Source organism: Dehalobacterium formicoaceticum (assembly GCF_002224645.1).
Taxonomy (GTDB): domain Bacteria; phylum Bacillota; class Dehalobacteriia; order Dehalobacteriales; family Dehalobacteriaceae; genus Dehalobacterium; species Dehalobacterium formicoaceticum.
Window position 1 is genome coordinate 594,221 of the sequence record NZ_CP022121.1, and the last position, 20,249, is coordinate 614,469.

Consider the following 20,249-nt stretch of genomic DNA (forward strand, 5'->3'; position numbering starts at 1 on the left):
AAAGAGTTTGAAGATATTGAAAAACCGGATATTTCTAAGTGCCCTCTGCATCATTGTGGCAGCAGCCGTTTCCTTTGTGCTTCTGCCAAGGTTTTACGAGAATAAGGACGCAACCGTAATGGTACTGCGGGCAGCAGAGGACATCCCAGCAGGCACCAGGATAGAGGATAAACACCTTGTCCAGGCAGAGGTTGGAAAACTAGGCTTGCCGGAGGACGTAATCAATGACAAGTCCCAAATTGTCGGTAAAATCGCACAGACCGACATTTTCAAGGGGGACTATTTTTCCCCAAAAAAGCTCGGCGAATATCTTGCCGATGAAAAGCTGGACCATATAGCCAAAAACAATCAGCGCCTTATCACCATCAGCGTACCAAGCATCGCCGCAGGGCTTTCCTCCCATCTGCAAAGCGGTGATATCGTGACGGTGGCCGTGTTTATAACTAAGGCATCCGACGGTCAAAGCGCCTCTCCACAGGTAATCCTATATCCTGAACTGAAAGGACTGGAGGTTTACAGTGTGGAAAATGCCCGTACACAAAGCACTACTCAAGTCCGGGAGCAACAAGCGGAAGGTCAGTCATCCTCCGGTGACCCCGTACCTAAAGCCGTAACCCTAGTTGCCACCGAAGCCCAGGCCACAAAGCTCATCGAAGCCGAATATACGGGAAAATTGCATCTAATCTTTGAGAAAAGGGGTGCAAGCCATGAGCGGTAAAATCATTGCCGTTTGGGGAGGAAGCAATAGCGGGAAAACCACCTTTGCAGTGAATCTGGCCTGCGCCCTTTCGACCCGTGACCGTCTGGTGGGCCTTGTATCCTCCAATTTGACCTGCGGAGATCTTCAAATCTTTTTCGGTCAGATCATTCCCCCCCAAAAGGGACTGTTTCAGGCTTTGAATGAGGATAATCCCAACATCGGAGAGAAATTTACGGAATACGGGGAAAGCAAAAATTTGTTTTTCCTGTCCGCACCCACCCACTATACCGGGCTTCTCTGCGATGCCGTTACTCTCCGGGAAGCGGAACGGATGATGAATGCCGCATCCCTGGTTTTTGACATTCTCATCGTGGATGGAGCCGCAGAGGTGACCAATCCGTTATCCGGCGTGGGACTGTGGCTGGCCGAAAGGATATATACCCTGCATAAGCCATCCATGGCGGCGCAAATGTGGCATGAAGGCGTTTCGGATTTTGTACAGGAGCTGCATATTGCCGACAAGCAGACCCATATCCTACAGCTTCCTAACGGCGAGTTTGATGACAAGACCTATCGAAGCATGACGGAACTTCCTTTTGCCTATGAGCTGCCCTATATAAAACGGGCAGGTGAACTGGAAAACGCCGGGACGCCTATCTATTTCTTTCAAGACAGAACATGCAAGCGCTACGGCAAGGTACTGGAGCAAATAGCAAAGGGAATCTGCGGGGGTGAAGCATCGTGAACAGCAGATTTTCCGTCAACGACCTGATTTACCGGGCCAACAAGCGGCGCTCCGACAGCGGAGAAAGCAATTTGGAAGCCCAGGACTACGGCGAAATTCTGGATAAGCTGCAACGGATCATAGCCAAGAACCATTCCGCAGAACTGGCACAGGTGCTGTATTCGGAAGAAGCCGAGGGCAAGCTCAAGGACCTGATCATGCGCTACCTGAACAGTGAGCATATGGTGGCAAAGGGCATTCAGAACATTTCCGAGTTGGTGGATATGATCTACGATGATATGGCCGGCTTGGGGCTTTTATCCCCCTACCTCCAGGACAGTGACGTGGAGGAAGTCAACGTTAACGGCTATAACGGCATCTGGGTGCTGTACAAGGACAAAAAGGTGCGGCTGTCAAACACCTTTGGTAGCCCGGAGGCTTGCGCCAACATCGCCAAAAAAATGAGCCGGTTCGGGAATGTTATATTGGACGGCAGCAAGCCCATCGGAGACAGCTTTATCGCGCGGGGCATCCGCATGTCGGGAGCCATTGAGCCCTGTGTCGATCCCGATGCCGGAGCCATCGCTTCGGTCAGAAAGCAAAAGCCGTCCTACATCACAAGGGAAAACCTCATCGGCTGGGGAACAGCCACGCCGGAGGAATTAGACCTGCTTACGCTCTGCGTCAATAACGGCATATCGGTGGCCATTGCCGGAGCCACCGGCAGCGGGAAAACCTCCGACATGGGATATATTTTGAGCTGCATCTCAAAGGACAAAAGGATAATTACAATTGAAGATACCCGTGAATTGACCCTGGCGCAGTATGATGATAACAATGTGATGGTAAACGACGTAATTCATCTTCTCACAAAGGAAGAACCCAACCCCATTACCATGCTGGATTTGTTGAAGCTCTCCCTGCGGCTTCATCCCACCGTTCTTGTTCCCGCCGAAATGAGAGGAAAAGAAGCCTTGACGGTGCAGGAGGCCGGACGGACGGGACACACCATCGTCAGCACGCTGCACGCCAACAGCGCCAGAGCCGCTTATGACAGAATTCTTACCATGTGCCTGGAGGCCGGGACCTCCCTGTCGGAGGAAAGACTCTTGAAAAACATCGTGGAAGCCTTTCCCATCATGCTTTTCAAAATGCAGCTCCCCGACAAATCCCGTAAATACATGGAAATCTTTGAAGCCACGGGGGTAAAGGACGGCGAGGTCACCGGCAGCACCCTTTTCAAATTTGCGGTAGACCACTATGAAAAGGATGAAGCCGGATGGATTACAAAGGTCGTGGGAAGCCACCGGCGTATGGAGAACATCTCTCCTGCTCTTGCCGAGCGACTGCTGGTTAATGGCGTTGAACTAACAGATATCCGCCGTTTTGCAGGCAACGGGTACAGACCGGAAGGAGGTTAGCAATGGGCATTCAAATATCCCTTATCTTGGTATTTGCTCTCATCAGCGTGTCGCTTTTCCTCCTGTTGAGACTGAACCCCTTTACAGCAGAGCAGAGCCCGCTGAAAAAACGACGTCTATACCTGGCGGGGGCAAAGCTGAAAATCACCGAGCGGATTGCCATCCGGTTTCAAACCCTGTTCAGGCAAACTGGATGTACTCAAAAGAAATATTTAGTTATGACAGGCGCGTCAGTAGCAGGCGGATTTTTGGCCGGGCTTATGCTGTTTAACAGTGTCGAGCTGGCGGCAGTAATGTCGGTATGCCTGACCCCTGCCCCCTTCTTCTACCTGACCGTAAAAAGCGCCACAGCCGCGCGGGAGGAAATCGAGGGTCTGGAAAACACCATGTCTATCATCACCAATGCCTATGCAGGGTGTGACGACATCATCAAAGCCGTGGAAACTTATGTGGAAGAAAAAAACCGGTACATCCCGGCTCACCTGAGAAGTCCGACGGCCTTTGACGAATTTGTATCGGAAATCAAGCTCATCAATCCGAATGTAGAACACGGATTGTACCGTTTAGCGGCAAAGATCAAAAACCGGTATTTTGCCGAGTGGACAAAAATGCTCATCCTCTGCTATCACGACCGGCGGTTGAAATTTGCTTTGTTTCCCATCATCAAAGCCATGAACGACGCAAAGTCCATGCAGATCGAAAGCGATGGCATGATGGTTAGAGTCTGGCGGGATTACCTGATGACGGCTGGATTAATGTTCAGTGTCATCCCCATGATGCGCTTTTCCAACGCCGAATGGTTTTCCATCCTGACCCAAACCACCATCGGCAAGCTGCTGATTGTTATTATGCTGCTGACCGCCCTGGCGACGGCATTTTATGTGATGAAGATTACTAAGCCTGTTAACAGATAGGAGGTTCCAAGTTGTTTTATCAGCTCATCGTCTTTGTCCTGCTGACTGCAGCAGGATTTTTAATTTGCCGGCAACTGCTTAAAATTCCGAAGCTGAGCATGAAGAAAAATATCAAAAATCTGCAAACCAAAAAGGAGAAAACGGGCCAAAAGCTGTTAAACCGCTTTGTCATGCCCCTTGTCAAGCCGGTATCCCGATGGATCAGGCTTGATCCGGCAAAGGAAGCGAAGCTGGCGTCCACGCTAAGACGCGGAGGGATTGACCTCACACCAAGGGAATATCGAGCCAGGGCACTTATCTGCGCTTCCTTCACCCTTCTGCTCCTGGTTCCGCTTTTGGCAGTCGGGGCAAAAAGCATCGCGCCCGTCGTTCTCATTTTTTCCATTGTGGTCTATTTCCATTTTACGACGGACTTTAAAGATAAACTAAAAACAAAAAAGGCACTTATCGAAGCGGAACTTCCAAGCTTTGTCCGTTCCATCCTGTATAAGCTGGACGATATCCGGGAAGGCAGCCAAAAAACAGTCGTGCAGGTGGATTTGATCCAGATATTCGAGGATTACCTAATGGTTGCAAGCGATGTGTTCCGCTACGATGTTTCGGTTTTGGTCATGGAGATGAAGGCCAAGAATATTGAAACAGCCCTTCGGAATTTCAATGAACGCATCGGCCTTACGGACGTGTCCTTTTTGGTCAATGCCCTTATCGGACTGTACCGAGGCGAGCATCAGGGCGAAGCGCTGGCCTATCTTGCCCGAGATATGGACGTCAAAGCTAAGGAAGCCTTAAAGAAAAAGCTGAATAAGCTGCCCGGCAAAATCAAAATAGCGTCCATCCCATTGGTGGCTGTAACCCTGGCCACCTTGCTCTACGTTATCGGCTCCCACCTAATCAGGTCAATGGGGGGCCTTTTTTAATGTGAAAACGGGGCAACCCTTTTTCAAAATACATTTTCAGGAGGTATTACACATGGAAAACAAAACAAACGCAATCCAAATCACCGGAGAAAGGAGGGAAAATTCCATGAAGAAAAGAATCGCCAGCACTCTTTCAAGTGCCAGAGGACTTCTTAAAAGTAAGTCCGGCGACCAGATGACCGGCTGGCTCATTGTTGTGCTGGTTGTCGTAGTAGTGGGTGCTGTGTTCATGACACTGTACCAGGGTTCAATCACCGACATTTGGAACAGCATCGTTACCAAAATCACCAGCCTTTTGAGCTAACAATACTTGCAGCCGAAAGGGTACGGCAACCGGGGGAGAATCGTTCTCCCCTTTTTCTTTTAATCCAAAATCAAAAAAATGATCTGGAGGTATTTGTTATGATGACTACTTTAAAAAACAAAATTCAGAGGATGGGACTAAAAACAAGAAAGATTCTTGCAAGCAAGTCCGGCGACCAAATGACCGGCTGGCTCATTGTTGTCCTGATCGTGGTAGTTGTGGGTGCAGTATTTATGACGCTGTATCAGGATTCAATCACCACTATCTGGAACAATATCGTCACTAAAATTACCGGCCTTTTGAGTTAACAGTATTTAAAACCGAAAGGCAAAAACACCGGGGGGAGCATCGCTCCCCTTTCCCATGAAAGCAAGATAAAAAAACGATATGGAGGTATTTATTATGATGGCAACTTTAAAAAACAGAATTCGCATGGCAGGACTAAAAACCATGAACGTATTGGCAAACAAATCCGGCGACCAGATGACCGGCTGGCTTATCGTCGTCTTGATTGTCGTGGTAGTAGGCGCAGTGTTCATGACATTGTATCAAGGCTCCATCACCACCATCTGGAACAGCATCGTCACCAAGATCACCGGCTTATTAAGCTGATGGCAGCATTGCCGGGTATATTTACTCACAGGGGAGGTGCAAGCAGATGAACAGGAAGCACCGGGGCATATGGGGGAGAAATTCTCCCCCTCAGCCTTTCAAAAAGCTGCTTTTGGGTAGAAAGGGCAGCGCCTATTACGAGCTGATTATCAAGACGCTGGTGGTGATTACGCTCATGGCCACAGTGATGTCCTTTCTGAGTATCTTTACCGCCTATTTGAACTTGAACCATATGTGCCGCCGTGTTGTCCGGGTGGTTGAGCTGGAGGGACAGGCATCGAACAACGCCTACGACGTCTTTTACCGGCTGAAGGAGCAGACCGGCCTTTCGCCGGAAATGACCATCGAGAATGTGGAGTATTGCGACGGAAGCCAAAAAATCCAACTGCGGGATACCTTTACTGTGACGATGACAGACAGCTATGCCTTTACCCTATTCAAACCGTCCTTTACGCCGCCTGTTCAGATCAATATTCCCATGAAGGTAAGCATCACCGGTATGTCGGAAAAATACTGGAAGCTATCGGAATGAAAATGCCGGAAAGGAGGGAAAACCTGTGGGCAATTTCAAACGCATTATGAACAACCAGAAGGGCGACGCTTTTGTGTTTATCCTTATCCTCGTCTTTTTTATTCTCACCCTTGCCGCTATCCTGATCGAATACTTCCGCATGGAAAGTCTTTACCAGCAAGTGGAATACGTGCTCCAGCGCGGGGTAAACGACTCTGTAGAATACGCCATGCTCGACGAATACCGAAGAGACGGCTATTCACGGATGGACAGCGCCCTTGCCGAGGAAACGCTGTACGAATATTTGCACGAAAGCATGGGACTGAACCCGGAAATGGACAAATATGCCAATGGGCAATGGGTTTATGAGCTTGAAATTGAAAGTCTGGAGGCCACCGATGACCCACCCCGGCTGACGCTGAAAGGGACACTGAAAACCCGCAGCATTTTCGGCTTCCTGACCGGCGAGGTTCGGCTTCCCTTTACCATCTCCAGCGTCAACAACAGAATCGAGAAAGGAGGTTCCGAATGAAACGAAAGTATATTTTAGCCATGCCGCTTGTATTTATATGCTGTCTGCTCTTTTCCGTCAAGGCGTTTGCCGCATCGAACAGCGACATTGAAATCAATGTCACTTCTCCCATAGACAGCCTGCAAAGCGAAAGTGGCGTGGTTGCCGTGGAGCAATTCCCGGCACAAATTCCCGTGAGCGTCACAGCAAAAACCGGTACGCTCACAAGGGTTCAATTGGAGTATGGCGGCCATAGCCGGGAGATAACGCCGGAATATATTCTGACCGTCGAAAGCAAGGAGGCTTCCGGTCCTTATACCATCACCGCCAAAACGGACCAGGGAGCCGTCCTCACCGTCACGGCCAATGTGGTATTTCAAGTCAAAGCCATTTATGACACCCGCTACCGCACCATAGGCATGAACGTAAAGGAAATCTATGAGGGCAAAACACTGCTGAAATCCTTTCAAGAGCCACAGCGTATCGATCTTGTGAACGCCAATACCGTTGCCGACCACGAGCAGGAACGGATTGCCGGTTGGATTGATAAATATGACGGAGGTACTTACACGCTAAAGGGTAGTCTGGTCGTGGAAATTTACGGTTTTTCTTCCGGCAAGCTCTATGGAACCTATGATACGAACATGGATTTTGAACCATTGACTACCAGCTATGGCTGGACGGAGAAAGCCCTCATTGCCTTTGAAACCATGCGAAACACGGAAATCACCTATCAGGCTCCGGTAAAAATCAACATTGATGCAACCTGGTGTGATGAAAGCAAACAAGAGGTTTATGGAAAGCTCTCAGCCCAGGACAAGGGAGTGCCGGAGCTTCTTTTCCCATATCAGACTACCTCCGTCACCTTTTCCAAGGACGACATCCTCCTGTCCCGCAATTTTATCTATTGCGGTCTTGAATGGGACTACACGCCGGAGAGCGCCGAATATACCGATGGAGAAAGTAGTACACAGACCTCTATTACGCAAAAAATTAATTACAAAATTCCCGACGCAGACTTCTATTTCAAGTTCAAGGCTTGTGACGGAAACGACCTGTCGGTTGCCATCCGCGCCCCTGCCACGGTTTACCGGGGGGACAGCTATTCCTTCACCGTAGTTTTTATGAACAGCGGAAATAGTCCGGCTTATGATGTACCACTCAAAGGCACGGTGGACGATGACCTGATCAAAGAGATTCCCGCCGTGCAGGACTTCTCACCCAATGAGAGCAAAACCTACACCATCAAACGCAAGGCCGACACTTCTGCTGATGTGATAAACCTGTGGGCGAACATCGGTGTACCGGAGGGCTTTACCGACGGCAATCTCGCCAACAACACAGCCACGGCAATCATAAAAATCATTGAGGAGCCTGAAAAAACGCCTGACCCTGGCAATAATCCCGATCAGCCGGATATCCCGAATAATCCCCCGGATCAGCCGCCTGACTCACCGAAGCTTTGCGACTTGTCGGCAAGCATTCTTGCGCCATCCACCGTATACGAACATGAGAACTACAGCTATACCGTGAGCTTTACCAACCAATCCGGTACGGAACTGAAAAATGTGCTGCTGCGGGGGACAAACAACGATACCGCTTTGGCACAAATTCCGAAAACTTACAGTTTCAATCCCAGAGAGACAAAATCCTTCACCATTACAGGCACGGCGGGAAACGTGGGCGAGATATATAACCTGTGGGCCAATATTACAACGCCGAACGGCTTCCGGGACGATAATCCGGCCAACAACACCGCCGTTTCAAAAATCACGGTAGTGAAAAAGCCTTCCGGCAATCCTGACAATCCGCCTGATAATCCCGACAACCCTCCGGATAACCCGGACAATCCCGATAACCCAGACAATCCGGATGTACCTTCGAAAAAGCTGTGCGACATATGGGCTAACTTATCCTGCCCGCCCATGGTTTACGAGCAGGAGGAATACAGCTTTACTGTGTATTTTGCCAATTCCACGGACAAAGCGCTGTCGGGAGTGAGCTTGAACGCTTCCATTGACGGCAAGGCGGTTTTGACAGTGCCATCCACTGCAAATTTCAAAGCCTATGAAACCAAAGCTTACGTAGTCAAAAGCACGGCGGGAGAAAAAGGCACAACCATTCATTTGGCGGCACAGGTATCACCGCCTACAGATTACAGAGATAGCAACACCAGCAACAACCAAGCGGCAGCGGAAATCATGGTGGTAGAACGTCCCTATGACCTGGATGTACAGCGGATAACGCCCGATCAATACAAGGAAAACCAAACGGTCATCAGCACCATCAAGGTATCCAACAAAGGAAGCCTGGACTTTACGCCGGGGCAAAAGGTTTCCGTCCTGTTTGAAATCCCGGAGCTTTCGATCAAAAAGCGTGTTGATGCCGTGGTCATGGAGCAAGACACCTGGAACATCGTATCGCTCAAATGGAATACCCCCAATGTCCAAGCTGATAAAAACATCACTCTGATCGCCACCATCAACCCCGATAAAGTATTAGACAATGAAACCACTGCCGCCAACAACACCTATACCCAAAATGCCGTCATCAATAATGTAGCCTATGATGAGCAGGAAGAAAGCAGGACCGTCCCCACACCGCCGCAAAGAAGCGACCAGCCAAAAGTGTCGTGGTGGGAGCAACGCTATGAAAACGGCCAATTTGTATGGCGGCAGTTTTATGCCGAACTGAAAGTCACCGCTGTGCTGGACTATGACACCAGGGCAAAGGGCTATCTCAAGTCGGGCTACGGCTTTACCATCAGCGTTACTGCCACCGTAAACACCAATTACGATAATCCGGAGCTGATTACCGCCGCCCAGACGGCGGAAGTCTATCTGCCGCAGTACCGCTATGAAACATCCGTACCGTTGATGTCCGACAGTACGAATCATTGTACTTTCCGGGAGAATCCCAGCTCACCGTTCCGGTACAAAAAGCAATATGTTCCAACCTGGTTCCCGGACAACACGGATTATATCGTGCAGCTTTTGGTTACTGACGTGCATACTCCCGGAGGGACTCTGTCCAAATGGATAACCGGAGGAGAACTAAAAATATTTGTGGTTGACAGCATGTACGATGATGATGTCACCACGGGGAATTAATTATGCATACAGTGCTGCTTTGCGCTGTCCCAATTCTTTGGGCAGCGATAACAGACTTTAAAAAGCGGATTATCCCTGATTGGATATGGATTGCAATCCTTCTGACCGGCGGGATATCCGCTTTCTTGCTAAAAACGCCTTATCCTCCCTTGTTTGAGAGGGTTATGGGATTCTTGCTGCCGGGATTGTGCCTGTTTTTCCTTGCCGCCAAGTTTGGAGGTGTTGGAGGCGGCGACATTAAGCTCACGGCGGCAATGGGCTTTTGCTTTGGCCTGTACTCTCTTGCGGTCATTCTCTTTATTGCTTTGCTTCCCGCCTGTATCTATGCAAAGGCGACAAAGCAAAAAAGCGTCCCGTTGGCCGTATTTCTGAGCATTGGTTTCTTCACGTATGCCGTGGCTCTTTTGATATACGAACTGATTTGCTGTTAAGTAGTAGGAGGTGATTTTGTGGAACTGAAAGCGATACTGGCCATCGTGCTCTGTCTTGTAATTGTCGGTGGTGCGGTGTATTTGCACATCAAGCGGAAAAAGAAATAACGGCAGGATGGCAAAAGGGACGGCAAACCGTCCCTTTTCGTCTGCCTCATAGATTGGAGTGGAAATATCGATGTATGAAGAAAAACGCATGGTGGATACCTACGAGGTAAAACACGCCATTCATGTTGGAGATAAAGAAATCCTTTTTGCGCTGGATGATACCAAAACCGATTATCCGTACATGGTATGCAATTGCACCTGGGATAACCCGTTGGGCATCGATCACTATTTTAATGCCTCAGCAAGTGCGGACTACGTGGAAATGATGACAGAATTTACCGACCGCGTACAGGCGCAGCTTGAAGCGATCAAAGCGGAACGGGACAAAATCACTGTTCCCCTGCAGCCTTTCGTGCTGGAGCATTGTATCCCGAATGATTACGGAGAGAGTATTGAAAACAAGGTGGCGGTCATCCGTCCGGAGCGCCTGCGTCCTGAATACCGTACTGCCGACAAACAGCTCGTGCTGGCCACAGGCGGCTTTGGCTCTCATGCCAATTCCCGGGGCCGCGCAGTCTACACCGTCAACCTATACTCCGGAAAGGAATCGCGCTGGAACCGGGAGGATATTTTGGGCACCATCAAGCCAGAACATATGCCCGATTGGGCAAAGGAACGGCTCAAACAGATACAGACCGAAAGGCAGGTAAAGCAGAAAAAATATGAGCAGGAACGTTAGGAGGTTTGAACATGGAAAAGGAAATCAATGCAGGTTATGTCATCACCGACCGGCTGACCGTGGGAAATGCGGAATTTGTAATCGGTCAGCGTGATGAAGCACCCGCAAACTTTGTGACGTGGAAATGCAGAAAGGGTGAAAAGGAATATTTCTGGGGCCATTACATGAATGACCGCCTAACCGCCCTTGAAGACTTATGTAATCGTGCGCTGGATGAAGTCCATTATTTAAAAAGTCTCCAGCAGGAAAAGGATACACCCGAAAAACCGGTACAGCAGCCCCAAAAGAAAAGGTACGAGCCGGAACGATAAGGAGGGATAAACGTTGGCAACGAAGCTGCAACTGATTACAGAGCTTTCGGAAAGGACGGCTCACAGCGCCACAAGAAATCCTGTCAACTGGACTTCCTTTCTGAAAACGGCAGCATGGAATTACAAATATCCGTTTCAGGATCAGCTTTTGATTTATGCGCAGCGTCCCGATGCGACTGCCTGTGCTCCCATTGAGCTATGGAATCAGAAGTTTGGCAGATGGGTAAACCGAGGCGCAAAGGGCATCGCCCTCATCGACGACAGCGGAAGCCGTTTAACTTTGCGACATGTGTTCGATGTGTCGGACACCAACAGCCGCTATAACCGCCCCGTTGCGCTTTGGGCGATGCAGGATAGATATGCGGAGTCCGTGAAGGAAACGTTGGAAAGCACCTTTGGTGAGCTTGAAGAAAAAAAGATATTGTGACCGCCTTAATCTCTGCCGCCCGCAATGCCGTGGATGATAATTTCCCCGACTATCTCTCTGATCTGATGTACTTTAGGGAAAATAGCTTTTTGGAAGAGCTGGACGACCTGAATGTGGAAGTAATCTTCAAGGAAATTCTCAAGATTTCCGTGGCTTACATAGCATTAGTCCGCTGCGGCTACCCTGCCGATAAATACCTGAGCTTTGAGGATTTTCAAAGCATAGTGAATTTCAATACGCTGGATACCATTTCGCGCTTGGGTGCGGCCACAAGTGATATTTCCGAAATGGTTTTAAAGGAAATCGGGGCAACGGTCAAGGAACTGCAAAAAGCGGAGAAAAAACAAAACCGTACCTTTGCAAAAAATCAGGATGTACATCACAATGAAAACGTAAAGCAAAACAGTAATTCTGAAAGGGATGGTAAATATGGAACTGACCTACACGCAGAAGGGCAATTATCTGATACCCGACCTGATGCTGCCGAAGGAAGAAACGTACATCGGCAAATATGGGATGTTGCGCAAAACATATCTGAAAAACTACCGGAAAGGAATGTACGCAAGCCTGATGCTGTCGGGCAAACTGAACAGTCACCTGTCGGAAATCGACCGGACAGCGAAGGAGCGCATCGAACAGATCACAGCGAAGCTCTTACAGAGCAGTCCCGCGCCGGACAAGGCGACCGACCCGATGGGCTGGACAGGACACATGAACAACCTACGGCACTCAGCGGAGGAGTCGGTGCTGGCGGAGCTGATTTACAATTAACATGGTACGACAGAGAAACGGAGGACAAAAGTCTTCCGTTTTTTCATTCTACGCCGCTTATCAATGAACTCCTGCGCTCTACCCCGCACTTGAAGGCAACAAAGCAGGAAATCGTAGACTTTTATACCATTCACGAGGATAGCAACGAGCGTACCGAATACATCAAAAACATTTTTAATAATGACTACACAGAACTGAAAATCAACGGAGATCATCGCGTCGGGTATAAGACCTACCAAAATGTTCTCCATCTTTGGGAGGGCAGCTACGCCGCAAGAACATCACAGAGCTACTATGATTGGGGCGTCATTGCCGGTCACTTCGGCAGTATGATTCTGCTGGGTGAATTCCTTGATGAACCGCTGGCATTGCCGTCAGTGCAGCAGCAAATTACCTTGATCGAACAGACGGAGGAAGAAAAATCCTCCGCTTTTTCTATTCCCCAGGAAGCCATTGATACGGTTTTGCGGCAGGGAAGCGGTGTGCAGGACGGTAAGTACCGGATTTATCTGCACTATCAAACCAATGCTTCCGCGAAAGAGAATGTCGATTTTCTGAAAAATGAGTACGGTATCGGCGGGCGTGCACCTGTTCTGACAGGCACCGATATTCATGAATGGCATGACAGCAAGGGCATTACCCTCACCAGCGGAAAAATCATGGGACCGGATGCAAAAATTGTATTGCCCTGGTCAAAGGTACAAAAACGCCTTAGCGAGTTGATTGCCGCCAACCGCTACTTAAACAGTAAGGAAAAGGAATACCTACCCGTTTATGAACAGCAGATGGAGGAACGCCGCCAACAGCTTGCCGAGCAAACCTATGCCCGCGAAATCCTGAACCGGGAACCGGCTCCCTCCGAACCAAAGCCGCCGTCACGAAAGAATGCGAAATATGCCTTCTCACTTGGCGACACGGTGTATCTCGGCACGGACGAATACGAGATTTTATCCTTTGACAGTGGCAAGGTGCTGCTCCGCGACATCAGTTTTCCGCTGTTCAGCAAGGAACTGGTGCGGGATGACTTTGACCGGATGCTGCGGGAAAATCCCTTCAATGACCATCTTATTGCAGCCGGGGAAGCACCGGAGCAACCAGCCGAAGAAAAAACGGGAACACCATCCCCAAGCGCGCTGTACCAGACGTATCTGCCTCTAATCGTAAATAAGATACGAACTGACGAAATCTACCCCTACCTGAGAGACAGAGATACCGACCCTGACAGTGCCAAACGAGAGCTAGGCAGTGCCATCGACCGCATTGCCCTTTCCATGCGGAAGGAGCATCCGACTTTTTATGAAGCCTATACCACCCTGCCGCAGTTTAAGGAATGGCTTGACGAGGATGTGTTTCAGCGGTCCTACCAGGACTATCTGACGGAAAAAAGGGACAGCGTTACTCTTCATGCCGATGATCCCGCAGCAACGGAATGGGTGTGGGCAACTGGCGATGTGACCATCACCCGCAAGGGAGATACCGTCACCATCGACAGCGACGGCGAGAGCGAAAAAACTTATGCGGAGTTTGACCTGGAGCTTCCGGATGGTCAAACAGGAGAAATGGAAAAGCAATCAGCCGAAAAAGAAATAAACGTGGGCCTGGAGCTTTCCATTGAGGACCGGCGCTATACCATTGATGCTATTGACGAGAAAGTCGGTACAGTCAGTCTGCGGGACATCACCTTCCAGCGCGGTACGGGCTTCCCTATTTTCCGCAGCGAAAACATTGAGTTTATACGCAGCATTTTGGAACAGGCTAAAGAACCCATATGGCAGAAAACACAGACTGGCGAAATATCTAAAGTCATCATTGACCTTGTGCCGGAAACACCAAAGCAACCCCGCATCAATTTTACTATCATCGACGATGAATTAGGTCGTGGAGGCGCAAAGAGCAAATACGGCTGGAATGTCGCCGCCATCCGGCTCTTGAACCAACTGGAAGAACAAAATCGCCTCGCAACTCCGGAGGAACAATCAATCCTGTCCTTGTATGTTGGATGGGGCGGTATTCCACAGGTGTTTGATGAGCAAAACAGCCAATGGGCCAAGGAATACGCCGAGTTGAAGGAACTGCTCACTGATGAGGAATATACGTCCGCGCGGGCCTCCACACTAAATGCCCATTATACCTCCCCCACCGTCATCAAGGCCATGTATGCCTGTTTGGAAAATATGGGTTTTCAGAACGGTAATATTCTGGAACCTGCTTGTGGCATCGGCAACTTTTTTGGCCTTGTGCCGGAGAGCATGGAAAACTCAAAATTGTATGGCGTGGAGCTGGACAGCATCACGGGCCGGATTGCCAAACAGCTATATCAAAACGCCAGCATCGCAGTGCAGGGCTTTGAGGAAACCAACCTGCCCGACAGCTTTTTCGACCTGGCTATCGGCAATGTGCCCTTTGGCAGCTATGGCGTGTCAGACAAAAAGTACGACAAATACAAGTTTTATATTCACGACTACTTTTTCGCCAAAACACTGGATAAGGTGCGGCCCGGAGGTATTGTTGCCTTTATCACCTCTAAGGGCACGATGGATAAGCAGAATTCCGAAGTCCGCAAGTACATTGCGCAGCGGGCCGAGCTTCTGGGAGCCGTCCGGCTTCCCAACAATGCGTTTTTTGCCAATGCCGGCACGGAAGTCACCACCGACATCCTGTTCCTGCAAAAGCGTGACAGGGTAATCGACATTGAACCGGATTGGGTGCATCTCTCCACCACCAAGGACGGCATCCCCGTAAATCGCTATTTTGCCGACAATCCCGAAATGGTACTGGGCACATTGGCCTACGACGACCGGATGTACGGCAACAAAAGTGAAACCACCTGTATGCCCTATGAAGGTGCCGACCTCGCAGAGCTCTTGCGCGAGGCGCTGGAAAACATCCATGCGGAAATTACCGAGTATGAACTGGAGGATGTAACCGAGGATGTGGGCACCTCTATCCCGGCAGATCCGAATGTCCGCAATTTCAGCTATACCATTGTAGACGGCGCAATCTACTACCGCGAAAACAGCCGTATGAACCGCGTGGAAACTTCCGTTACGGCAGAGGGCCGGATCAAGGGCATGATTGCTATCCGGGACTCAGTCCGTGAACTCATAGAATACCAGACCGAGGATTACAGCGACGAAATAATCCAGGAACAACAGTGCAAGCTGAACCGTCTATATGACGCTTTTGTCGCAAAATACGGCCTCTTGAACAGCCGCGGCAACAACATGGCATTTTCCGACGACAGCTCCTACTGCCTGCTCTGTTCCCTTGAAATTCTTGACGAGAACGGCGAGCTGGAGCGTAAGGCGGATATGTTCACCAAACGCACCATCCGACAGCGCACGAGCGTTACCCATGTGGATACCGCCACCGAAGCATTGGCGATCTCTATTGCGGAAAAAGCCTGTGTGGATATGGGCTTCATGCAGAGCCTGACAGGGCTTTCCGAGGAACAGCTTGTAAAAGACCTGGAAGGCGTCGTGTTCCTCAATCCTGAAAAGCTAGACAATACAGGAAAGCCGATGTTTGAAACGGCGGATGCTTATCTCTCCGGCAACGTCCGGGAAAAACTCAAAACCGCCCGGCAATTTGCCGAAATGCACCCTGACACCTACGGTGTGAATGTTACGGCACTAGAAGCAGTGCAGCCAAAGGACCTGAACGCCTCTGAAATTGATGTACGCCTCGGTGCGACCTGGCTTCCCCCGGATGTGGTTAAGGACTTCATCTTTGAGCTTCTGGAAACTCCGTATATGTACAGGCGCTACATCGATGTTTTTTATTCCACCTATACCGCCAACTGGAACGTCAAGGGCAAAAACGACGACCGCAGCGGAAACATTAAGGCCGTTATGACCTATGGCACCAGCCGTATTAATGCCTACAAGATAGTCGAAGAAACCCTCAATCTGCGGGATGTGCGGATCTTTGATGCCGTATATGAGGACGGTGTTGAGAAGCGTGTACTGAACAAAAAGGAAACCGCCATCGCCCAGCAAAAACAGGAGACCATCAAGGAGGCATTCCAAAGCTGGATATGGAAAGACCCTAAACGCCGGGAACGTCTGACAAGGCTCTACAACGACCGCTTCAACTCCATCCGTCCCCGCGAATACGACGGCAGTCATATCCGGTTTACAGGTATGAATCCGGAAATCACCCTGCGCAAACACCAGGTAGATGCGGTGGCGCACATCCTATATGGCGGCAACACCTTGCTGGCTCACTGCGTGGGTGCGGGCAAGACCTACGAAATGACGGCTGCAGCAATGGAAAGCAAACATCTGGGGCTTTGCAACAAGAGCATGTTTGTGGTGCCGAACCACCTGACCGAACAATGGGCCGGAGAGTTTTTGCAGCTCTACCCGTCTGCTAACATCCTTGTGGCGACGAAAAAGGACTTTGAAACTAAAAACCGCAAGAAGTTTTGTGCAAGAATCGCCACTGGCGACTATGACGCGGTGATTATAGGCCACAGCCAATTTGAGAAAATCCCCATCTCTGTGGAGCGCCAAAAACAGCAGTTGCAGGAGCAGATTGCGGAGATTACCAGCGGGATTCAGGAACTGAAAGAGGAAAAAGGCGAGCGTTACGCCATCAAACAGCTTGAAAAAACCAAAAAGACTCTGAAATTAAAGCTGGATAAGCTCAACGATACCAGCCGAAAAGACGATGTGGTAACGTTTGAGGAATTGGGCGTTGACCGACTCTTTGTTGATGAGGCAGATTTTTATAAAAATTTGTTCCTCTACACCAAAATGAGGAACGTGGCGGGTCTGTCCCAGACCGAGGCGCAGAAGTCCTCCGATCTGTTTGCCAAATGCCGCTACCTGGATGAATTGACCGAGGGGCGCGGTATCATCTTTGCCACGGGAACACCTATTTCCAACAGTATCACCGAGATGTATACCATGCAGCGGTATCTGCAGTACGAAGCTCTGCGTAAAAACGGACTCCAACATTTTGATTGCTGGGCAAGTACATTCGGGGAAACCGTTACGGCCATTGAGCTTGCGCCGGAGGGAACTGGCTACCGGGCCAAAACGAGGTTTGCACGGTTCTATAACCTCCCGGAACTCATGAACATGTTCAAGGAAATCGCGGATATCAAAACTGCGGATATGCTGAATCTTCCTGTACCGAAAGCTAACTACCACAATGTGGCTGTGAAACCCAGCGTATTCCAGCAGGACATGGTGGCCGAGCTTGCCGAGCGCGCCGAACGGGTACGCGCCAAGCTGGTAGAACCCTATGAGGACAATATGCTTAAAATCACCAACGATGGCCGCAAGCTGGCCCTTGACCAGCGACTGGCCAATCCCATGCTGCCAGACCACGAAGAAAGCAAGGTAAACGCCTGCGTGGACAATATCTTCCGCTTCTGGCAGGAAAACAGCGATAAGAAATTGACGCAACTTGTGTTCTGTGACCTGTCCACACCTAAAGGTGACGGAAATTTCAATGTGTACGAGGATGTGCGCCAAAAACTCATCGCACGTGGAATCCCCGCCGACGAGGTTGCCTTTATTCACGATGCCAACACGGAGACCAAGAAAAAGGAGCTGTTTGCCAAAGTCCGCAAGGGACAGGTACGTGCCCTGTTAGGCTCCACCTTTAAGATGGGGGCTGGAACCAATGTTCAGGACCGATTGATTGCGCTTCATGACCTGGATTGCCCGTGGCGGCCAAGAGATTTGGAGCAGCGCTCCGGACGTATTGTGCGGCAAGGCAATAAAAACGACGAGGTGCATATCTTCCGGTATGTAACGGAAAACACCTTCGATGCTTACCTCTACCAGATACTTGAGAACAAGCAGCGGTTTATCAGTCAGATTATGACCAGCAAATCCCCTGTAAGAAGCGCCGAGGACATTGACGAAACAGCGCTTTCTTATGCTGAGGTGAAGGCGCTGGCTACTGGCAATCCCTATATAAAAGAGAAGATGGATCTGGATATTCAGGTGTCTAAGTTGAAGCTTTTGAAGGCGAATCATTTAAGCCAGCGTTACGCTTTGGAAGACCGGTTGCTCAAACACTACCCGCAGCAGATCAAATCCACCGAGGAACGGATTGAGGGTTATGAAAAAGACCTTTCCCTGTATGAGCAGCATAGCACATTGAAAACTATCGATGGCACCACAGAGGAAAGCAAATTTGCGGGCATGACGGTCAAGGGAGTTTCGTACACCGAAAAGGCACAGGCGGGCGCGGCCATCCTTGAAGCCTGCAAGCTGATGACCACGCCGGAGCCGCAGGAGCTGGGCAGCTACATGGGATTTCCGATGCTGTTTTCCTTTGATGGATTTAATAAGCAGTATCAAATCACCCTACGGGGCGCTCTCAGTCATACGTTCACTTTGGGTACAGACATCCACGGCAATATCACAAGACTCAATAACACTCTTGCCGAAATACCAAAGAAGCTGGAATATTGCCAAGAACAGTTAAAAACGCTCCACCAGCAGATGGAAACGGCTAAAGAGCAAATCGACATTCCCTTTGAGAAGGAGCAAGAGCTTCAAACCAAATCTGCGCGGCTTGCAGAGCTGAACATTTTGCTCAACATGGATAAACATGAAAACGAGATGATCGACGGCGAGCCGGATGAGGACATAGATGTACCGGAAAAGAAAGCCGTGGGCTACGAAAGATGAGGTGAAAAAACATGCCTTATGTAACACCGGAGCAGATTGAGCGCTCAAAGCGAATGGATCTGCTGACTTACCTGCAATATTATGAGCCGCAGGAGCTGGTGCGCTTTTCCGGCAACGTCTATACCACACGTACCCATGACAGCCTGAAAATCAGCAATGGGAAATGGTGCTGGTGGTCGCGCAACATCGGCGGGCGTTCTGCCCTGGACTATCTCATCAAGGTACGGGGCATGACGCTCCCGGAAGCGGTACTTCAGATAGACGGACAGTCAGCGGTCATGCCGCCTGTTTCGCCAAAGGTGCAGAAACCTGTTGAGCCTAAAAAACTGCTCCTGCCTGAGAAAAATGAAAACAATGACCACGTGATTACCTACCTCATGGGGCGCGGCATTCACCGGGAGATTATAGACTACTGTATCCGGACCAAACAGCTATATGAAAGCCGTGATTATCACAACGCCGTCTTTATCGGTTTTGACCGGCATGGCGTTCCCAAATATGCTACTCTCCGTGGAACTTTTGGCAAACGGTTTATGGGGGAAGTGAACGGAAGTGACAAGCACTTCTCCTTCTCTATCCCAGCCAGGAACGAATGCCGCAAACTGCACTTATTTGAAAGCGCTATTGATTTATTATCCCATGGTACGTTGGAACTGCTTTCCGGTAAGGACTGGCAGCAGGAAAATTGCCTGTCCCTTGCGGGAATCTATATGCCGAAAAAGATTATTGAGGAAAGCACCCCACCTGCTGCACTCATGCAATACTTAAAAGACTTCCCACAAATAAAGGAAATCGCTTTACATCTGGACAACGACACGGCTGGACGGCTGGCAGCAAAGACTATCAAGACCCTTCTTTCCTCCTCACTTACCGTTTCCGATGAGCCGCCAAAGCGTGGAAAGGATGTGAACGACTATTTGAAAATTACCTCAAAGATGCGACAGCTACGGGAACGTGAATAAGCTGAAAGTTTTATTTTCGGCATGTTATCGCTGAAATAAAAGCGATAGCGGGAGAAAAATAAAATAATAGCAGCAATCTTTTATGCAGTTTTAGCAATTTACACAGATAAGCATCCTCAATACAAGTAAATTGAGGATTTTCCTCAATCGCATTGTATTATATTAGGAAATTGGTTATAATAT

General features: G+C 49.6%; 18 protein-coding genes. All 18 read left to right on the forward strand.

All coding sequences use genetic code 11. The features are described from left to right. Positions 1–7: 7 nt before the first annotated feature. The 18 genes from cpaB (at position 8) to CEQ75_RS03050 (ending at position 20,066) form a co-directional block, all read left to right on the forward strand. The gene (gene cpaB / locus CEQ75_RS02965; protein WP_089609013.1) at positions 8–718 is read left to right on the forward strand and encodes a Flp pilus assembly protein CpaB; all 711 of its coding nucleotides are present in this window, start codon (positions 8–10) and stop codon (positions 716–718) included. Beyond that, a complete protein-coding gene (locus CEQ75_RS02970; RefSeq protein WP_089609014.1) occupies positions 708–1,445 on the forward strand; it encodes a CpaE/TadZ family protein in 738 nt (245 codons plus the stop codon). The genes cpaB and CEQ75_RS02970 overlap by 11 nt, the downstream gene beginning before the upstream one ends. Beyond that, entirely contained in the window at positions 1,442–2,845 is a 1,404-nt protein-coding gene (locus CEQ75_RS02975) for an ATPase, T2SS/T4P/T4SS family (RefSeq protein WP_089609015.1), read from the forward strand. Before CEQ75_RS02970 ends, CEQ75_RS02975 begins: the two co-directional genes overlap by 4 nt. Before the next feature lie 2 nt (positions 2,846–2,847). Further along, on the forward strand, positions 2,848–3,759 hold the full coding sequence (locus CEQ75_RS02980; RefSeq protein WP_089609016.1) for a hypothetical protein: 912 nt from the start codon (positions 2,848–2,850) through the stop codon (positions 3,757–3,759). 11 nt (positions 3,760–3,770) lie between these two features. Then, complete coding sequence (locus CEQ75_RS18815) at positions 3,771–4,676, forward strand: hypothetical protein (RefSeq protein WP_242965358.1); 906 nt, start codon at positions 3,771–3,773, stop codon at positions 4,674–4,676. A gap of 52 nt (positions 4,677–4,728) precedes the next feature. Then, entirely contained in the window at positions 4,729–4,980 is a 252-nt protein-coding gene (locus CEQ75_RS02990) for a hypothetical protein (protein ID WP_242965359.1), read from the forward strand. Positions 4,981–5,078: 98 nt separating this feature from the next. Further along, positions 5,079–5,288, forward strand: coding sequence for a hypothetical protein (locus tag CEQ75_RS02995; protein ID WP_045641618.1), 210 nt, complete (start codon positions 5,079–5,081; stop codon positions 5,286–5,288). 79 nt (positions 5,289–5,367) lie between these two features. Beyond that, on the forward strand, positions 5,368–5,592 hold the full coding sequence (locus CEQ75_RS03000) for a hypothetical protein (protein ID WP_242965360.1): 225 nt from the start codon (positions 5,368–5,370) through the stop codon (positions 5,590–5,592). Positions 5,593–5,638: 46 nt separating this feature from the next. Beyond that, on the forward strand, positions 5,639–6,124 hold the full coding sequence (locus tag CEQ75_RS03005; protein WP_089609017.1) for a DUF4320 family protein: 486 nt from the start codon (positions 5,639–5,641) through the stop codon (positions 6,122–6,124). Positions 6,125–6,149: 25 nt separating this feature from the next. After that, entirely contained in the window at positions 6,150–6,635 is a 486-nt protein-coding gene (locus tag CEQ75_RS03010) for a TadE/TadG family type IV pilus assembly protein (protein ID WP_242965361.1), read from the forward strand. Further along, on the forward strand, positions 6,632–9,724 hold the full coding sequence (locus CEQ75_RS03015) for a DUF8195 domain-containing protein (RefSeq protein ID WP_089609018.1): 3,093 nt from the start codon (positions 6,632–6,634) through the stop codon (positions 9,722–9,724). The genes CEQ75_RS03010 and CEQ75_RS03015 overlap by 4 nt, the downstream gene beginning before the upstream one ends. Positions 9,725–9,726: 2 nt before the next feature. Further along, the gene (locus CEQ75_RS03020; protein WP_089609019.1) at positions 9,727–10,155 is read left to right on the forward strand and encodes a prepilin peptidase; all 429 of its coding nucleotides are present in this window, start codon (positions 9,727–9,729) and stop codon (positions 10,153–10,155) included. A gap of 18 nt (positions 10,156–10,173) precedes the next feature. Then, positions 10,174–10,263, forward strand: coding sequence for an LPXTG cell wall anchor domain-containing protein (locus CEQ75_RS18245; protein WP_156946500.1), 90 nt, complete (start codon positions 10,174–10,176; stop codon positions 10,261–10,263). Between the two features lie 70 nt (positions 10,264–10,333). Continuing rightward, a complete protein-coding gene (locus CEQ75_RS03025) occupies positions 10,334–10,942 on the forward strand; it encodes a hypothetical protein (RefSeq protein ID WP_089609020.1) in 609 nt (202 codons plus the stop codon). Positions 10,943–10,953: 11 nt separating this feature from the next. Then, positions 10,954–11,253 carry a hypothetical protein gene (locus CEQ75_RS03030; protein ID WP_089609021.1) on the forward strand — a complete coding sequence of 100 codons (300 nt, stop codon included), beginning with the start codon at positions 10,954–10,956 and terminating at the stop codon, positions 11,251–11,253. A gap of 13 nt (positions 11,254–11,266) precedes the next feature. After that, positions 11,267–11,680, forward strand: coding sequence for a hypothetical protein (locus CEQ75_RS18820; RefSeq protein WP_089609022.1), 414 nt, complete (start codon positions 11,267–11,269; stop codon positions 11,678–11,680). Then, positions 11,677–19,104 carry a helicase-related protein gene (locus CEQ75_RS19470; RefSeq protein ID WP_476728650.1) on the forward strand — a complete coding sequence of 2,476 codons (7,428 nt, stop codon included), beginning with the start codon at positions 11,677–11,679 and terminating at the stop codon, positions 19,102–19,104. Before CEQ75_RS18820 ends, CEQ75_RS19470 begins: the two co-directional genes overlap by 4 nt. An 11-nt stretch (positions 19,105–19,115) precedes the next feature. Next, complete coding sequence (locus CEQ75_RS03050) at positions 19,116–20,066, forward strand: DUF3991 and TOPRIM domain-containing protein (protein WP_089609024.1); 951 nt, start codon at positions 19,116–19,118, stop codon at positions 20,064–20,066. Positions 20,067–20,249 lie beyond the last annotated feature (183 nt).